Genomic DNA, 15,181 nt, shown 5'->3' on the forward strand with positions numbered 1-15,181 from the left:
TCCCCCCGGAACTTGGTGTCAATGTATCAGCGGATCGGCTCGTCCAACATCAGCTGGCGGACGAAGCGGACCGGCGGCGCGCCGTAGGACAGCACGCGGTCGTGGTAGCGCTTCTGGTCGAAGGCGGCGCCTTCCTTCGCTTCCGCCGCGCGGCGGGTGTCGAAATGCTCCTGCACGCCGACGAAGTAGGTGGGCAGCTGCGCCGAGGTGAGCTGGGCGCGGACCCATTTGCCGGCGGCCTCGCGCTCCTGCTGGAAGGTCTGGCGGGTCATGAAGTCCATCGCCTGCGCGCGGCTCCAGCCATCGACATGCACGCCCTGGTCGAGGATCGCGTTGCCGATGGTGCGCAGGTAGAACTTGAGCTGGACCAGCCGGAACAGCGGGTCGTTGTCGAGGTAGCCGGCGTCGGCCATCATTTTTTCGGTATAGACCGCCCAGCCTTCGGCGAACATGCCGGAGCGCAGCACCGCGCGCAGGGTGGAGGGGAACTGCGCGGAGTGCGCGCCTTCCAGGTAGTGGCCGGGCATCGCCTCGTGGATCGACAGCAGGTGGATCATGCGGTCGTTGTATTCGCGCAGGAACGATTCGGTCTGCTGCGCGGACCAGTCGTCGGGGATCGGCGAGATGGCGTAGTAGGTGTCCAGGCCCTTGTCGAGCGGGCCGGGCGAATCGCAGTAGGCGACCGCGACGCCGCGCTGGAATTCCGGCATCAGGATCACCTTGACCGGATCGGCGGGCACGGTGACGAGGTCGTGCTTGCGGACGAAGTCGGTGGCCATGGCCAGCGTCTGCTTGGCGAAGGGCACCACCTGGTCGCGCGCGGGGCGTTCGGCGTAGGCGAGTTCAAGCGCCGCCTCGATGGCCTTCTGCTGCTGCGCCGGTGTGGGCGAGGCCGGCAGCGCCGGGGCGCCGCGCTTGCCCTTCAATACCTGCCGCGCGATGCCGTACATCTCGCCACGCGCGCGCTTGAGTTCGGCTTCCGCACGCTGCTTGATCTCGCCGCGCGACAGCGCCGAGTTGAGCGAGAACTTCAGCTTCTGGTCGTACAGCGCGGCACCCAGGCGGAAGTCGCCCTTGGCGTTCGGCACCAGCGTCTTGTCCAGCCACTGCTGGTTCTCGGCAACGGCGGCGCGCACGCCGGCGATGGCCGCATCCAGCCGCTGGCGGTCGGCGCCCTTGAGCTGGCCGGCATTGGGCGTGATGAACTGGTCGATCAGCGCCAGCACGCCGCCGTTCTGCTTGGACACGGTTTCGGCGTGGATCCGCGGCACGCGCGCGGGGTCCAGGTTGGCGCGCATCTGTGCGTAGAGCGCGGGCAGCTTCTCCATGCGCAGGGTGGCGGACTTCAGGCGCTCGGGCATCGGCGCGAACTCGCGCGCCATCAGCCCGTAGATCGCGCCACCGGCCACGCCGTTGTAGACCTGCGGATCCCAGGCCCAGCTCTGCAGCGTCTCGGTGTACCAGATGTCGGCCTGCAGCTGGTTGCGCAGGATCAGCGCATCGACCTGGTTTTCGCGGCCGAGCGCGGCGATGTCGATGGCATCGAGCCGCGCCAGCATGTCGCGCGAGAACGCCGCGCCCTTCGCCATGCCGGCCGGCGACAGGTCATCCAGCTCGCCATCGAAACGGTGGTCGCCGATGGAGGTGGCCGAGACCGGCGACAGCGCCAGCATTCCGTCCAGCCACTGCTTGGACAGCGTGGCGAAGGCGGCGTCCGGCGTGGTGGCCGGGGTTTCGGTGCTGCCGGCGGGAACCGGGGCCGGTGCTTCGGCGGGCGCGTGGGCGCAGGCGGTGACCAGCGAGGTGGCGAGGGCGAGGGCGAGCAGGGATGGACGCATGGGAACTCCGGTCAGGCGCGGATCAATAGGATGAGGGAAGCGGCGGCGCGATGTTCGATGCCGGTGCGGCCACGGGTGCGGCCGGTAGTGGCGCGTCGATGGCCGGTGCGGGCGTCGGGGCCGGGCTGATCGCGGCCAGCGCATGCAGGCGGGCGATGCGCGTCCACCACAGCACCACGACCGTCAGCTGGGCCAGCCCCAGGACCAGCCCGGTGGCGATCCGCGGGTTGATGGCCGGCCGCTGCAGCGCCATGGCGACGGCCAACCCGAGCGCCGTGGTCACCAACATGACCAGCAGGACCGCGAGCGGGCGGCGCGCCATCAACTTCAGGCCGCGCAGCCAGGCGTGGAAGGCCGAGCGCAGGGTGGTGTCGGCGGCGAAGGCGGCGCGGGCGGACTCGATGCTGGTCCAGGTCAGGAAGCCGGCCGCCAGCATCAGCCACATCGCGATCTGCTGGCGCTGCTCGCCGACCGATTGCAGGATGCGCGTGTCATCGCCATGGCGTGCCCAGAAGCTGGCGATGGCGGCTACCAGGCCCACGCCGATCCACGGGATCAGCGACACCAGCAGCAGGCGGAACTGGCGGCCGTATTCGCGCCAGCCGCCGGCCCACAGCTCACCGAAACGCAGCACGCGGCCTTCGCGCAGGCTGGCGACCAGCATGCCGGCCAGCCACGGCGCCAGCAGCAGGCTGACGATGACCGCCGAGCTGATGCCTTCGCTGAGCGGCGCCAGCGCGGCGGTCAGGCCGCCGTCCGGCAGGGTCATCAGCGCATCGGCCAAGGGCGCGATGTCGCTGCCGCGCACGATGCCCGATGCATCCGGGTGTTCGCCCAGCGCGCGGTTGAACAGCGCGAAGACCGGCAGCGCGGCCAGCGTCGCCGTCAGCAGCCCGGCCAGCCAGCCGAGCACGATCACGCGCCAGTGGCGGAGGCCGGCGCGGAAGCCACCGGGCAGCGCAGCCAGCAGGCCGGTGCGGGAAGCGGGATTCGTCTTCGTCATGCTCATGCCCCCATCAGCCAGGCCAGCGCGACCTGCATCCACGCCAAGGCGCGGCTGCCGTAGAAATCGCCGGCATCGGTATTCGATTCAAGTGCGCGGACGTTGTCGGTCAGCGAGCGGTCCATCGTGTACTGGCCGGCGGGGTCGAGTTCCACCTTCACCGCCTTCGACGGGCGCACCCAGTCCCAGCGGAACCAGCGCTGCCGGCCGGCGAAGCGCACGGTCTCGCTGCTGCCGTCATCGAAGGTGACCTTCAGCGTCTGCGGCACGTCCGCGCCCTGGCGCTTGACCACCACGCGGGTGCGGAACGGGTAGGGGCCGGTGCCGTTTTTCGCATCGGGATGCGCCTTCTTCCACGCCTCGCGCGCCTGGCTGATCACCTTGCCGCGCGCTTCGGTGCCGACGGGCTTGCCCTGCTCGTCGTTGTAGCCGAGCTTCGGCAGTTCCTCGTCGCTGCTGAAGGCGTCGATGGCGTCATCCACCACCTGCGTGCCGTACACCGCCATCGCGAACTCGCGCTCGATGATGTCGCGGCGGCCGGTGCCTTCGGCCAGCGCCTCGCGGAAATCGGCGATGGAGGGATGGCGGAACTTCCAGCGTTCGTAATAGAGCTTCATCGCCCGCGCCATCGCCTCGCGGCCGACCTGTTTCTCGATGCCGGCCAGCATGGTCGAGGTGCGCGAGTACACCGTGTTGTAGCTGCCGCTGGAGCGGCGGTCCCAGCTGTTGTTGCCGAGCGGGTCGGCGGGATAGTCCAGCCGGGCGGTCAGGCGGTCGGCCATGAGGGCGTCGATGCTGGCCTTCGGTGCCATGCGGGTCATCCGGCCCGGCAGCGGCACGATGCGCTGGCGGCGGTCGACCAGCATCCGGCCGTTCCAGTACTGGTTCACGCCTTCGTCGAGCATCGGTTCCTCGAACTCGTTGCTGGCGAGGATGCCGTAGAAGTAGCCGTGGCCGAACTCGTGGATGGTCACGAAGTCGAGCAGGTACTGCTCGATGCCGCCGGGCTTGAAATCCAGCACGCTGTCGGCGGTGAAGAAGGTCGGGTACTCCATGCCGCCGGCTTCGCCCGCGTTGTACGGCGGGATCACCGCGGTCACCGTGCGGTACGGGTAGCGGCCGAGCGTGTCGGAGAAATAGGTCAGCGAATCCAGCGTCGCCTTCATCACCACCGGCGCGTTGTCGGCGTATTCCGGCGGGAACAGCACGCGCACCTTGACCGGCTCGCCGCCGGGGTGGGTCCAGGTGGTTTCGAGCGGCTTGGCGCTGCGCTTGTCGGCGGTCCAGGCGAAGTCATGCACGTCGCCCTGCAGGTAGCGGTAGGTGGTCTTGCCGTTGCTCTTGACCGGCGTGCCGGTGAGTTCGCCGGTGGCGCCGACCACGTAGTCGGAGGGTACGGTCAGGCTGACGTCGTACTCGCCGAAGTCGGCGTAGAACTCGCTGTGCAGGTGGAATTCGTGCACGTTCCAGCGCGGCGCGGTGGCCCCGCGTTCGCCCGGCAGTTCCAGCACGCCGATCTTGGGGAACCACTGCGCGACCAGATGGAAGCTGCCGAAATAACCGGTGCGTGCGACCACGCGCGGCAGCTGGTTGAAGAAGTCGATGTCGAGCGTGGTGGTGCCACCGGCGGCGACCGGCGTCGGCAGGTCCAGCCGGACCACGGTGCGGTCGGTGGCCGGGCCGCCATCGGGCTGCACGAAGGCCCACTTCACCGCCTGCCCGCCCTGCACCACGCGATTGAGCCGGATGTAGCCCCAGTCGCCATCCTTGGTTTCCACGTCGGAACGGAACTGGAAGCCGCGCGTGCGCTGCTCCGACATGAAGGTGCTGCCGCTGGACTCGAAGCCGTTGAGATAGAGATGCAGATAGACCGCGCAGACCGGCTGGCCGCTGCGGTTTTTCCACGTCAGCTGCTGGCGGCCGCCGATGGTGTGTTTGTCCGGGTCCAGCGTGGCCTGGATGCGGTAGCTGGCGATGCGCTCGGACAGCGTGGGCTCGTGGCCGGTGCGCGGCCCGCCCCAGGCATTCGCCGCGCTGGGCACGCTGACTGCGGCGGCATCGGCCGCGGCGAAGGGGATGGGGGCGCAGCGGCTGTCAGCGACGGGGGGCGCGACGGGGGCGGTGGGCTTCGCGGCGGGCGGGGCCGGCGGTTTCGCCGACATCGCCAGGGGAATCAGGCAGGCCGCGAGCAGGAGACCGGAAAGGAAGCGGGGCGACATCGGCGCGAATCCATGCGGAAACGGCCAGCCTGAGGCATCTCCGCCGCCCGGACAACATGACCGACGGCACGGGCGGGCGGCCCGTGCGGGTTACGTCAGGCGGGCTACGTCAGGCGGGCTGGGCGATGCGCCCGGCGGCGGCGCGGATGCCCTCCGGCAGCGGTACCGGCTTGCCGCTGCGGCGGTCCACCCAGACCACGACCACCTGGCCGTCGCTGTGCAGGGTGCCGTTGCCGGCATCCACGATGCGATGGCCGATGGTCAGGCTGCTGCTGCCGATGCGGGTGGCGAACAGTTCCACATCCACCTGCGACGGGTATTCGATCGGCATCCGGTAGTTGACCGTGGCCGAGGCCAGCACCGGCGCGTGGTCGTCGTCGAACCACGGCGTGTCCAGCGCGGTCAGCCACTGGATGCGCGACTCTTCCAGATAACGCAGGTAGGTGGCGTTGTTGACGTGGTTCATCGCGTCCAGATCGCCCCAGCGCGGGGCGATGCGGAAACGGAAGGCTTCGGCGGCGGTGTCGGTCATGACTTCTTCTTCTTTTTGGCGCGGCTGGCCTGGTCGTCGAGCAATTTGGCGAGGAAGCGGCCGGTGTGCGACTGCGGCATCCCCGCGACATCCTCCGGCGTGCCCTGCGCGATGATCTGGCCGCCGCGATGGCCGCCTTCCGGGCCCAGGTCCACCACCCAGTCGGCGGTCTTGATGACGTCCAGGTTGTGTTCGATGACGACCACGGTATTGCCGTCGTCGCGCAGGCGGTGCAGCACCGAGAGCAGGTGCTCGATGTCGGCGAAGTGCAGGCCGGTGGTCGGCTCGTCGAGGATGTAGAGCGTGCGTCCGGTGTCGCGGCGCGAGAGCTCCTTCGACAGCTTGACGCGCTGCGCCTCGCCGCCCGAGAGCGTCGTCGCCGACTGGCCCAGCTTGATGTACGACAGGCCGACATCGATCAACGTATCCAGCTTGCGGCTGATCGCGGGCACGTTCTCGAACAGCTTGGCCGCGTCCTCGACCGTCATCTCCAGCACATCGTGGATGCTGTGACCCTTGTAGAGGATTTCCAGCGTCTCGCGGTTGTAGCGCTTGCCGGCGCAGACGTCGCAGGGCACGTAGACGTCGGGCAGGAAGTGCATCTCCACCTTGATCAGGCCGTCGCCCTGGCAGGCCTCGCAGCGGCCGCCGCGCACGTTGAAACTGAAACGTCCCGGCGCGTAGCCGCGTGCGCGCGATTCCGGCACCTGCGCGTACAGCTCGCGCAAGGGCGTGAACAGGCCGGTGTAGGTCGCCGGGTTGGAACGCGGCGTGCGCCCGATCGGCGACTGGTCGATGTCCACCACCTTGTCGAACAGGTCGAGCCCGGTGATGTCCCGATGGGCCGCCGGCGTATGCGAGGCGCCGTTGATCTCGTTGGCGGCCAGCGCGTACAGCGTGTCGTTGATCAGCGTGGACTTGCCGGAACCCGACACGCCGGTGATCGCCGTCATCAGCCCGGCGGGAATCTCCAGATCCACGTTCTGCAGGTTGTTGCCGCGCGCGCCCTTGAGCTTGAGCATGAACTTTTTGTTCGGCGCGTGACGCTTCTTCGGCAGCTCGATTTCCCTGCGGCCCGACAGGTAATCGCCGGTCAGCGAACGCGGCGCCTTCATCACATCGTCCACGCTGCCCTGGGCGATGACTTCGCCACCATGCACGCCGGCACCGGGGCCGATGTCCACCACGTGGTCGGCCAAGCGGATCGCGTCCTCGTCATGCTCGACCACGATCACCGTGTTGCCGAGGTCGCGCAGGCGCGTCAGTGTCCCGAGCAGGCGCTCGTTGTCGCGCTGGTGCAGGCCGATGGACGGCTCGTCCAGCACGTACATCACGCCCACCAGGCCGGCGCCGATCTGCGAAGCCAGCCGGATGCGCTGCGCTTCGCCACCGGAAAGCGTGTCGGCCTTGCGCTCCAGCGTCAGGTAGTCGAGGCCGACATCCACCAGGAAGCCCAGCCGCTCGGCGATCTCCTTGACGATCTTGGCCGCGATCTCGCCGCGCCAGCCCGGCAGGTCCATGCCGGCGAAGAACGCCAGCGCCTGGTCGATGGGTTGCTGGCTGATCTGGTAGATCGGCCGGTCGGCCACGAAGACGTTGCGGGCGGCGCGGTTCAGGCGCGCACCGCCGCAGTCGGGGCAGGGGCGCTCGCTGATGTACTTCGACAGCTCCTCGCGCACCGCCGAGGATTCGGTGTCGCGGTAGCGGCGTTCCAGGTTGGGGATGATGCCTTCGAAGGGATGCCTGCGCGTCGAGCGGCTGCCCGCATCGTTGACGTAGGTGAAGGCGATGCTTTCGCGCCCGCTGCCCTGCAGCACCGCTTCCTGCACATCGTCCGGCAGCGCGTGCCAGGCGGTATCCACCTTGAAGCCATAGTGCTTGGCCAGCGACTGCAGCATCTGGAAGTAGTAGGTGTTGCGGCGGTCCCAGCCGCGCACCGCGCCGGATGCCAGCGACAACTCCGGATGCACGACCACGCGCGCGGGGTCGAAGAACTGCGCCACGCCCAGGCCGTCGCAGGTCTCGCAGGCACCGACCGGTGAGTTGAACGAGAACAGGCGCGGCTCCAGCTCCGGCAGCGCGTAATCGCAGACCGGGCAGGAGTATTTGGATGAGAACAGCAGCGGCGCGGCTTCGGCGTCGTCGATGGACTGCACGATCGCCATGCCTTCGCCCAGCTTCAGCGCGGTCTCGAAGGATTCGGCGAGGCGCTGCTTGATGTCATCGCGTACCTTGAAGCGGTCGATCACGGCTTCGATGGTGTGCTTCTGGCGCAGACCCAGCGGCGGCACCGCGTCGATCTCGTGCAGCACGCCATCCACCCGCACGCGCACATAACCCTGCGCACGCAGCTGTTCGAACACCTGCGCATGCTCGCCCTTGCGCTCGCGGATCACCGGCGCCAGCAGCATCCAGCGCTGCTCGGCGGTTTTCGCGTCGTTGCCGAGCGCCAGCACCTGGTCGACCATCTGGCTGACCGTCTGCGCTTCCAGCGGGAAGTGGTGGTCCGGGCAGCGCGGAATGCCCACGCGCGCGTACAGCAGGCGCAGGTAGTCGTAGACCTCGGTGATCGTGCCCACGGTCGAACGCGGGTTGTGCGATGTCGATTTCTGTTCGATGGAAATCGCCGGCGACAGGCCTTCGATGTGGTCGACATCGGGCTTTTCCATCACCGACAGGAACTGCCGCGCGTAGGCCGAGAGCGACTCCACGTAGCGGCGCTGGCCTTCGGCATAGATCGTGTCGAAGGCGAGCGAGGACTTGCCGGAACCCGACAGCCCGGTGATCACGATCAGCTTGTCGCGCGGCAGGTCGAGATCGAAATTCTTGAGGTTGTGCGTCCGTGCGCCACGGATGCGGATGGTGTCGAGCGCCATGCGGGGGCGGGATCCTTGGGCCAGTCGTCCAGTGTAGGGGGAAGTGGGGGCGCGGCGGCCCCATCGCAACCGTGCGCCGCAAAGGAAACGGGGCGCCGAAGCGCCCCGTCCGTCGGGTCGCGATGCAGATTTACTTGCTGATCGCGTAGTCGATGCGGCGGTTCAGCGCCTTGCCGTCCTCGGTGGCGTTGTCGCCGACCGGCTTGGTTTCGCCATAGCCCTTGGCGGTCAGGATGCCGGCCGGCACGCCCAGTTCCTGCAGCTTGGCCACCACGGCGTCGGCGCGCTGCTGCGAAAGGGTCATGTTGGCGGCATCGTCGCCATCGCTGTCGGTGTGGCCGGAAACTTCGATCTTGGTGCCGGCCGGGACCTGCTTGATGTACTCGGCGGCCTTGGTCAGCGTTTCCAGGCTGTCGCGGGTGATGGTGGCCTTGGCGGTATCGAAATACACGTTCGACAGATCGAGCGCCTTGACCAGGTCATCGCCGCTGAAACCCGCCTTCAGGCCGGCGAAAGCGGCCATCGCCTTGTCCCACAGACCGGAGATCTCGTAGCCCGCGAACGCGCGGCGCAGCTTGTCGGAGAGGGCGAAACGCTCCTCGTCGCTCATGCCCGAGGTGTCGATGTTGAGCCTGTCGCCGTCCAGGCCGAACTTCAGGCCCTTCGCCTTCAGGTCGGGCAGCAGGCCCACCAGCTTGTCCAGCCAGCCGGCCGGGGCCGCGCTCGCGTTGACGGTGATGTCGCCGTTGACGTTGCCGTCGCCGAAGGTCGCCTTCAACGCATCCCACAGGCGGGTCTTCTCGGCGTCGCTCGGCACGCTGCCGCTGACGTTCACCTTGGTGCCGTCCACGTTCTCGAAGTTGAAGGTGGAATTGGCGCTGGTGGCGGCCGGGGTGGTCGCGGCGGGTTCGGTCACCGGGGCCGGTACCGGAGCGGCTTCGTGCTTGCTGCAGCCCTTGAACCAGAACAGCGCGGCGACCAGCAGGCCTGCCAGCAGCAGCCACGGCAGCCATTTGCCGATGCCGCCGCCGGCGTCGCGGGCCACGTCACCGACGCGGTCGGCCGCGCGGTCCACGGTGCGGGCCGCGGCACGCCCGGCATCGCCGATGGCATCCACGGTGTTGTCTGCGGCATGGCCGATGGCATCGCCGGCGCGATCGGCGGCATGCGCCACCCCGCCGACCGCTGCCGCGCCCAGACCCAGCGCGCCGACGCCCAGGTTGCGGAAGAAGTCGCCCAAGTCGTCCATGAAGCCGCGGATGCGGTCCGGGATGCCGACCGGGATGCGGCCGTCTTCGGTCAGGGAATTGAAGGCGTCCGGAAGCATCGCCGCCAGTGCCGAGGCCGCCACGCCACGCTCCACGCCGGTCTGGCGGGCGAGGGTGTCGAGTTCGCTGGCGCCGAGCGCATGTTCAAGCTGGGCCGCGTCGATCGGCTGGTTGGGACCGCCACCGATCCACGAATCCACCAGCCCGCCCAGGCCGCGGCTCCGGAACATGTCCACGAAACCCGCGACGCCGCCACGTTTTTCGTTGAAAATCAATGCGATGAGCAGGCCGAGCAGCTGCTTGGCCTTCTCGGCCGGAATGCCCAACCGGGCGGCCGTATTGCTGAGTAGGGTGTCGAACATGGGAATCCCCGCGCTTGGTGGATGGACAACTGCCCCCATGCGCGAACGCATGGCGACAGTCCGGCCCATCGTCCATGGCCGGCGTGAGGAATTGGTTATGGGAAGCCGGGCCGGCCACCACTGCACATCAGCCCGGAAATCGCTATAATCGCGGGTTCAGTCCGGCCAAAGAGCCGGCTGGATGCAGCCACAATAACGACAAAGGAAGATGGCAATGTACGCAGTACTGGTAACCGGCGGTAAGCAATACCGCGTCATGCAGGGCGAAACCCTGCGTGTGGAGAAGCTCGAGGTCGAAGCCGGCAGCGAGATCAAGTTCGACGACGTCCTGATGCTGGGCGGCAGCGATGGCGTGAAGATCGGCGATGCGCTCAAGGGCGCCACCGTCTCCGCCAAGGTGATCGGCCACGGCCGCGCCGACAAGGTGCGGATCGTCAAGTTCCGTCGCCGCAAGCACCACCGCAAGCAGATGGGTCACCGTCAGCACTACACCGAAATCGAGATCACCGGCATCGCCGGTGGCAGCAAGTAAGGAGAAGCAGTCATGGCACATAAAAAGGGCGTAGGTTCCTCGCGCAACGGCCGCGACTCCAACCCGAAGTACCTGGGCGTCAAGATCTACGGTGGCCAGGCCATCGACGCTGGCAACATCATCGTTCGCCAGCGCGGCACCCAGTTCCATCCGGGTCCGGGCGTCGGCCTCGGCCGTGACCACACCCTGTACGCGCTGCTGGACGGCACCGTGCAGTTCTCGGTCAAGGGTCCGGCCAAGCGCCGCACCGTGAGCGTGGTGGCCGCCGAGTAATCGGCCCGCCGCGTCACCGCGGAAAGCCCCGCTCCGGCGGGGTTTTTCGTTTCAGGGGCCGGCCATCTGCCGCCTCGTTACACTTCCATCAACACAACGGGATCCGCCGCCATGAAACTGGTCGATGAAGCCGAAATCACCGTGTTCGCCGGCAAGGGCGGCAATGGCTGCGTGGGCTTCCGTCGCGAGAAGTTCATCCCGCTCGGGGGGCCGGACGGCGGCGATGGTGGCGATGGCGGCAGCGTCTGGCTGGTCGCCGACGGCAACCTCAACACGCTGGTGGATTTCCGCCACGAGAAGATCTTCCGCGCCCAGCGCGGCGAGAACGGCATGGGCCGCCAGATGTATGGCAAGGCCGGCGAGAACCTCATCATCACCGTGCCGGTCGGTACCGTCATCACCAATATCGCCACCGATGAAGTCATTGGCGACCTGACCCGCAGCGGCGATCGCCTGCTGGTCGCGCAGGGCGGCAAGGGCGGCCTCGGCAACATGCACTTCAAAAGCTCGGTGAACCGTTCGCCGCGCCAGTCCACGCCGGGTACGGCGGGCGAGGAGCGCGAGCTGCGTCTGGAGCTGAAACTGCTGGCGGATGTGGGCCTGCTCGGCTTCCCCAATGCCGGCAAGTCGACCCTGATCCGCGCGGTGTCCGCGGCGACGCCGAAGGTGGCCGACTACCCGTTCACCACGCTCTACCCGAACCTGGGCGTGGTCAGCGTGGAGCCGCACCGCAGCTTCGTGATCGCCGACATCCCGGGCCTGATCGAAGGCGCGGCGGATGGCGCCGGTCTCGGTGCGCTGTTCCTCCGCCACATCCAGCGCACGCGCCTGCTGCTGCACCTGGTGGAGATCGAGCCGCTCGACGGCAGCGATGCCGCCAGCCAGGTCCGCGCCATCGAGCACGAGCTGGCCAAGTTCGATGCCGGCCTCATGGACAAGCCGCGCTGGTTGCTGTTTAACAAGGCCGACCTGCTGACGCCGGAGGACGCCCGCGTGCAGGCCGAGATGACCATCGCCGAACTGGGATGGCAGGGCCCGTGGTTCATCGTGTCCGGCCTGGCGCGCGAGAACACCCGTGAGGTGATGCTGAAAGTGCAGGCTTTCCTGGACGAGCAGCGCCTGCTGGAAGACGAGGCCGAAGAGGCTGCCCGGCACTCGCTGGACTGACGATCCAGCCGGTTTCCGACCGGCCACGAAAAAGCCTCGCGGGTGATCGCGAGGCTTTTTTATCGGCTTGAGTTGCAGGCCCGCGCGCGAGGCGGGGGCCTACGAAGCTCAGGCAGCCTTGAGCGCCTTGATGCGGGCGTTCAAGCGGCTCTTGTGGCGGGCAGCCTTGTTCTTGTGGATCAGGCCGCGCGACGCGAAACGGTCGAGCAGCGGCTGGGCCACGGCCATGGCGGCGACAGCGCCGTCGGCATCATTGGAATGCAGGGCCTTGAGCACCTTCTTCACGGACGTGCGCAGCATGGAACGCTGGCTGTTGTTGCGCGCATTGCGCACAATGGTCTGCTTGGCGCGCTTCTTGGCGGACTTGATATTGGCCACGATGGAACCTTCGAGGAATCTGGAGAGAATGAGGTCGCGGGACGCGAGACAGAAAAGTATGGGCCATTCAACGGCTTGCGTCAACCGGGCGGATCCGCGTTGAGCGGCGGGCAGGTGCCGGCCCCGCGTGGCCGCAGCATGACCCGCGGCATACTCTCGTTCGGGGGGATGACGATGCTCAGTCGCGTCTTCGGGCTGCTGCGCGACCGGCTGATCGGCCACTATTTCGGCGCCAACGCGATGACCGACGCGTTCTGGGTCGCCTTCCGCATCCCCAATTTCATGCGCCGGCTGTTCGCCGAAGGCTCGTTCTCGACCGCCTTCGTGCCGGTCTTCACCGAGATCAAGGAAAAGCGCAGCCACGAGGAGCTGAAGGTGCTGATGGCGCGCACCGCAGGCACCCTCGGCGGCGTGCTGCTGGTGGTGACCGCGTTGGGCATGCTGGCCGCGCCGTGGCTGGCGGACGCCTTCACCAACAACGCGCAGCCGATCCCCGGCCAGCACGCGCTCATCGTCAAGCTGCTGCTGCTGACCTTCCCGTTCCTGCTGTTCGTGTCGCTGACGGCGCTGGCAGCCGGCGCGCTCAACAGCTACCAGCGCTTCGGGTTGCCGGCCTTCACCCCGATCATCCTCAACCTGTGCCTGATCGCGGGCGCGGTCTGGGGCTCGAAACTGGCCGAGCCGCCGATCATGGCGCTGGGCTGGGCGGTGCTGGCGGGCGGCCTGCTGCAGCTGCTGTTCCAGTTTCCGCAGCTGGCCAGGATCGACCTGCTGGTGCTGCCCAGCTGGGGCTGGCACCACCCGGACGTGCGCCGGGTGATGAAGCTGATGGTGCCGACGCTGCTCGGTTCGTCGGTGGCGCAGATCAATTTGTTGTTCGACACCTTCATCGCCTCGCAGCTGGCGCCCGGCTCGCAGAGCTGGCTGACCACGGCCGACCGTTTCCTAGAACTGCCGATGGGCGTCTTCGCCATCGCGCTGGGCACGGTGGTGCTGCCGACGCTGTCCCGTCACCACGTCAACACCGACCGCGTCGGCTTCTCAAAATCGCTGGACTGGGGACTGCGCGCGACCTTCCTGCTGATCGTGCCGGCGATGGTGGGCCTGATGCTGCTGGCCACGCCGCTGGTCTCGACGATGTTCCAGACCGGCCAATTCGACGAAACCGCCACCCGGATGACCGCGTTGTCGGTGTTCGGCCTGAGCTTCGGGCTGCCGGCGGTGGCGCTGGTGAAGACGGTGCTGCCGGCTTTCTATGCGCGCCAAGACACCATGACCCCGATGCGTGCCGGCGTGGCCGCGCTGGTCGCCAACATGGTGTTCAACGTGGCGCTGATCGCGCTGCTCTACGTGCTGTGGGTGCCGGATGCGGCCAAGACGCAGGGCGTGATGCACGCGCTGGCCAGCACGCCGGGCATCCACTTCGCGCTCGGCATCGCCAGCGCGCTGTCGGGCTACCTCAACCTGGGGCTGCTCTATTACTGGCTGCGCAAGGCCGATGTGTACGACGCGCAACCGGGCTGGCGCATGTTCCTGCTGCGGGTCGGCATCGCCAACCTGCTGATGGGCGTGGCGCTGTGGGTCGCGCTGCGCTACATCCCCGATTTCACTTCGATGGGCGAATGGACGCGCGTCGGTTGGCTGGCGGTGCTGGTCGGCGGCGGCGCGGCGGTCTATGGCGTGGCGATGCTGGCGTTCGGCTTCCGCCCGCGCGATCTCCGCGAGCATTGAGGGGCGGCCGTTATACTTGCCGCCTCCATGGAATTCCTGTTTCGCGACGCTGAAGGCGGGCCCCTGTGCCCCGAAGGAAGCGTGGTCTGCATCGGTGCGTTCGACGGCCTGCATCGGGGTCATCAGTCGCTGCTGCGCCACGCCGCCACGCGTGCGCATCTGCTCGGCGTGCCGGCAGTCGCGGTCGCCTTCGAACCGCTGCCGCGCGAGTTCTTCGCTGCCGGTGATCCGCCGCCGCGTCTGATGCTGCCGCGCGACAAGGTGCGGGGGATGCGTGAAGCCGGCATCCACGGCATCGGCCTGCTGCGCTTCAATGCGCGGATGGCGGCGATGCCGGCCAACGACTTCATCGAAAAAGTGCTGGTCCAGCGCCTTGCCGCGAGCGAGGTCTGGGTGGGCCCGGACTTCCGCTTCGGCCACAAGCGCCTGGGCGATGTGGCGATGCTGCAGGCCGAAGGCCAACACCGCGGCTTCAGTGCGCATGCCATCGAACCCTTCCTGCTGGACGGCGAACGGGTGTCGAGTTCGGCGATCCGCGCCGCGCTGTCGGCGGGTGACTTCGCCACGGCCGAACGCCTGCTCGGTCGCCCTTATGTGATCGGCGGGCGGGTGGTGCGTGGCCGGCAACTCGGGCGCACGCTGGGCTTTCCCACCGCCAACCTGCGCTTCCCGAAAAAGCCTGCATTGCAGGGCATCTACGCAACCTGGGTGCATGGCATTGGTGATGCGCCGATGCCGTCGGTGTCGAGCTTCGGCACCCGGCCCACGGTCGATGGCGTCGAGCCATTGCTGGAAGCGCACCTGTTCGATTTCGACGGCGATCTGTACGGTCGCCACATCCGGGTGGAGTTTGTCGCCAAGCTGCGTGACGAGGAGAAGTTCGATTCCCTCGACGCGCTCACCGCGCAGATGCGGCAGGATGCCGACAACGCCCGTACCCTTCTTGAATCCCCGCGCCCGGCTGCCGCCTGCGCCTGACATGACACGACGATGAGCGACGCC

11 protein-coding genes and 1 pseudogene are annotated in these 15,181 nt (G+C 67.8%); 5 read left to right on the top strand and 7 right to left on the bottom strand.

The features are described from left to right. Window positions 1–26: 26 nt before the first annotated feature. From DCD74_RS01920 to DCD74_RS01945, 6 genes and pseudogenes are all read right to left on the bottom strand, one after another. Window positions 27–1,838, bottom strand: coding sequence for a DUF885 domain-containing protein (locus DCD74_RS01920; RefSeq protein WP_112925832.1), 1,812 nt, complete (start codon window positions 1,836–1,838; stop codon window positions 27–29). Between the two features lie 22 nt (window positions 1,839–1,860). Next, a complete protein-coding gene (locus DCD74_RS01925; protein ID WP_112925833.1) occupies window positions 1,861–2,841 on the bottom strand; it encodes a hypothetical protein in 981 nt (326 codons plus the stop codon). A gap of 2 nt (window positions 2,842–2,843) precedes the next feature. Further along, window positions 2,844–5,060 (bottom strand): M1 family metallopeptidase, encoded by a 2,217-nt coding sequence (locus DCD74_RS01930; RefSeq protein ID WP_112925834.1) that lies wholly within the window; start codon window positions 5,058–5,060, stop codon window positions 2,844–2,846. 109 nt (window positions 5,061–5,169) lie between these two features. Beyond that, on the bottom strand, window positions 5,170–5,592 hold the full coding sequence (locus DCD74_RS01935; protein ID WP_112925835.1) for an acyl-CoA thioesterase: 423 nt from the start codon (window positions 5,590–5,592) through the stop codon (window positions 5,170–5,172). A 20-nt stretch (window positions 5,593–5,612) separates the two neighbouring features. After that, window positions 5,613–8,468, bottom strand: a pseudogene (gene uvrA / locus DCD74_RS01940) (excinuclease ABC subunit UvrA); the annotation flags it as partial. 130 nt (window positions 8,469–8,598) lie between these two features. Continuing rightward, complete coding sequence (locus tag DCD74_RS01945) at window positions 8,599–10,098, bottom strand: OmpA family protein (protein ID WP_162615831.1); 1,500 nt, start codon at window positions 10,096–10,098, stop codon at window positions 8,599–8,601. Window positions 10,099–10,312: 214 nt separating this feature from the next. Here DCD74_RS01945 and rplU point away from each other — a divergent pair, with 214 nt between their 5' ends. The 3 genes from rplU (at window position 10,313) to cgtA (ending at window position 12,070) form a co-directional block, all read left to right on the top strand. Continuing rightward, window positions 10,313–10,630 (top strand): 50S ribosomal protein L21, encoded by a 318-nt coding sequence (rplU, locus tag DCD74_RS01950; protein WP_112925838.1) that lies wholly within the window; start codon window positions 10,313–10,315, stop codon window positions 10,628–10,630. Between the two features lie 12 nt (window positions 10,631–10,642). Beyond that, window positions 10,643–10,903, top strand: a complete 261-nt coding sequence (gene rpmA / locus DCD74_RS01955; RefSeq protein ID WP_112925839.1) for a 50S ribosomal protein L27 — start codon at window positions 10,643–10,645, stop codon at window positions 10,901–10,903. Window positions 10,904–11,014: 111 nt separating this feature from the next. After that, window positions 11,015–12,070 (top strand): Obg family GTPase CgtA, encoded by a 1,056-nt coding sequence (gene cgtA, locus DCD74_RS01960; protein WP_112925840.1) that lies wholly within the window; start codon window positions 11,015–11,017, stop codon window positions 12,068–12,070. A 108-nt stretch (window positions 12,071–12,178) separates the two neighbouring features. Here cgtA and rpsT read toward each other — a convergent pair whose 3' ends face one another. Then, entirely contained in the window at window positions 12,179–12,448 is a 270-nt protein-coding gene (rpsT, locus tag DCD74_RS01965; protein ID WP_112925841.1) for a 30S ribosomal protein S20, read from the bottom strand. A gap of 138 nt (window positions 12,449–12,586) precedes the next feature. On the opposite strand from rpsT, the gene murJ reads away from it, so the two are divergent. After that, complete coding sequence (gene murJ / locus DCD74_RS01970) at window positions 12,587–14,179, top strand: murein biosynthesis integral membrane protein MurJ (RefSeq protein WP_112927616.1); 1,593 nt, start codon at window positions 12,587–12,589, stop codon at window positions 14,177–14,179. Window positions 14,180–14,206: 27 nt separating this feature from the next. Further along, on the top strand, window positions 14,207–15,157 hold the full coding sequence (locus tag DCD74_RS01975; protein ID WP_112925842.1) for a bifunctional riboflavin kinase/FAD synthetase: 951 nt from the start codon (window positions 14,207–14,209) through the stop codon (window positions 15,155–15,157). The last annotated feature ends 24 nt before the right edge of the window (window positions 15,158–15,181 follow it).

It is taken from the genome of Lysobacter oculi (assembly GCF_003293695.1).
In the GTDB taxonomy this organism is placed as follows: Bacteria; Pseudomonadota; Gammaproteobacteria; order Xanthomonadales; family Xanthomonadaceae; genus Solilutibacter; species Solilutibacter oculi.

Coding starts and splice junctions, on each gene's coding strand:
- rplU (WP_112925838.1), top strand. CDS start 10,313: ATGTACGCAGTACTGGTAACCGGCGGTAAGCAATACCGCGTCATGCAG.
- DCD74_RS01920 (WP_112925832.1), bottom strand. CDS start 1,838: ATGCGTCCATCCCTGCTCGCCCTCGCCCTCGCCACCTCGCTGGTCACC.
- DCD74_RS01975 (WP_112925842.1), top strand. CDS start 14,207: ATGGAATTCCTGTTTCGCGACGCTGAAGGCGGGCCCCTGTGCCCCGAA.
- murJ (WP_112927616.1), top strand. CDS start 12,587: ATGACCCGCGGCATACTCTCGTTCGGGGGGATGACGATGCTCAGTCGC.
- DCD74_RS01935 (WP_112925835.1), bottom strand. CDS start 5,592: ATGACCGACACCGCCGCCGAAGCCTTCCGTTTCCGCATCGCCCCGCGC.
- DCD74_RS01945 (WP_162615831.1), bottom strand. CDS start 10,098: ATGTTCGACACCCTACTCAGCAATACGGCCGCCCGGTTGGGCATTCCG.
- cgtA (WP_112925840.1), top strand. CDS start 11,015: ATGAAACTGGTCGATGAAGCCGAAATCACCGTGTTCGCCGGCAAGGGC.
- DCD74_RS01930 (WP_112925834.1), bottom strand. CDS start 5,060: ATGTCGCCCCGCTTCCTTTCCGGTCTCCTGCTCGCGGCCTGCCTGATT.
- DCD74_RS01925 (WP_112925833.1), bottom strand. CDS start 2,841: ATGACGAAGACGAATCCCGCTTCCCGCACCGGCCTGCTGGCTGCGCTG.
- rpmA (WP_112925839.1), top strand. CDS start 10,643: ATGGCACATAAAAAGGGCGTAGGTTCCTCGCGCAACGGCCGCGACTCC.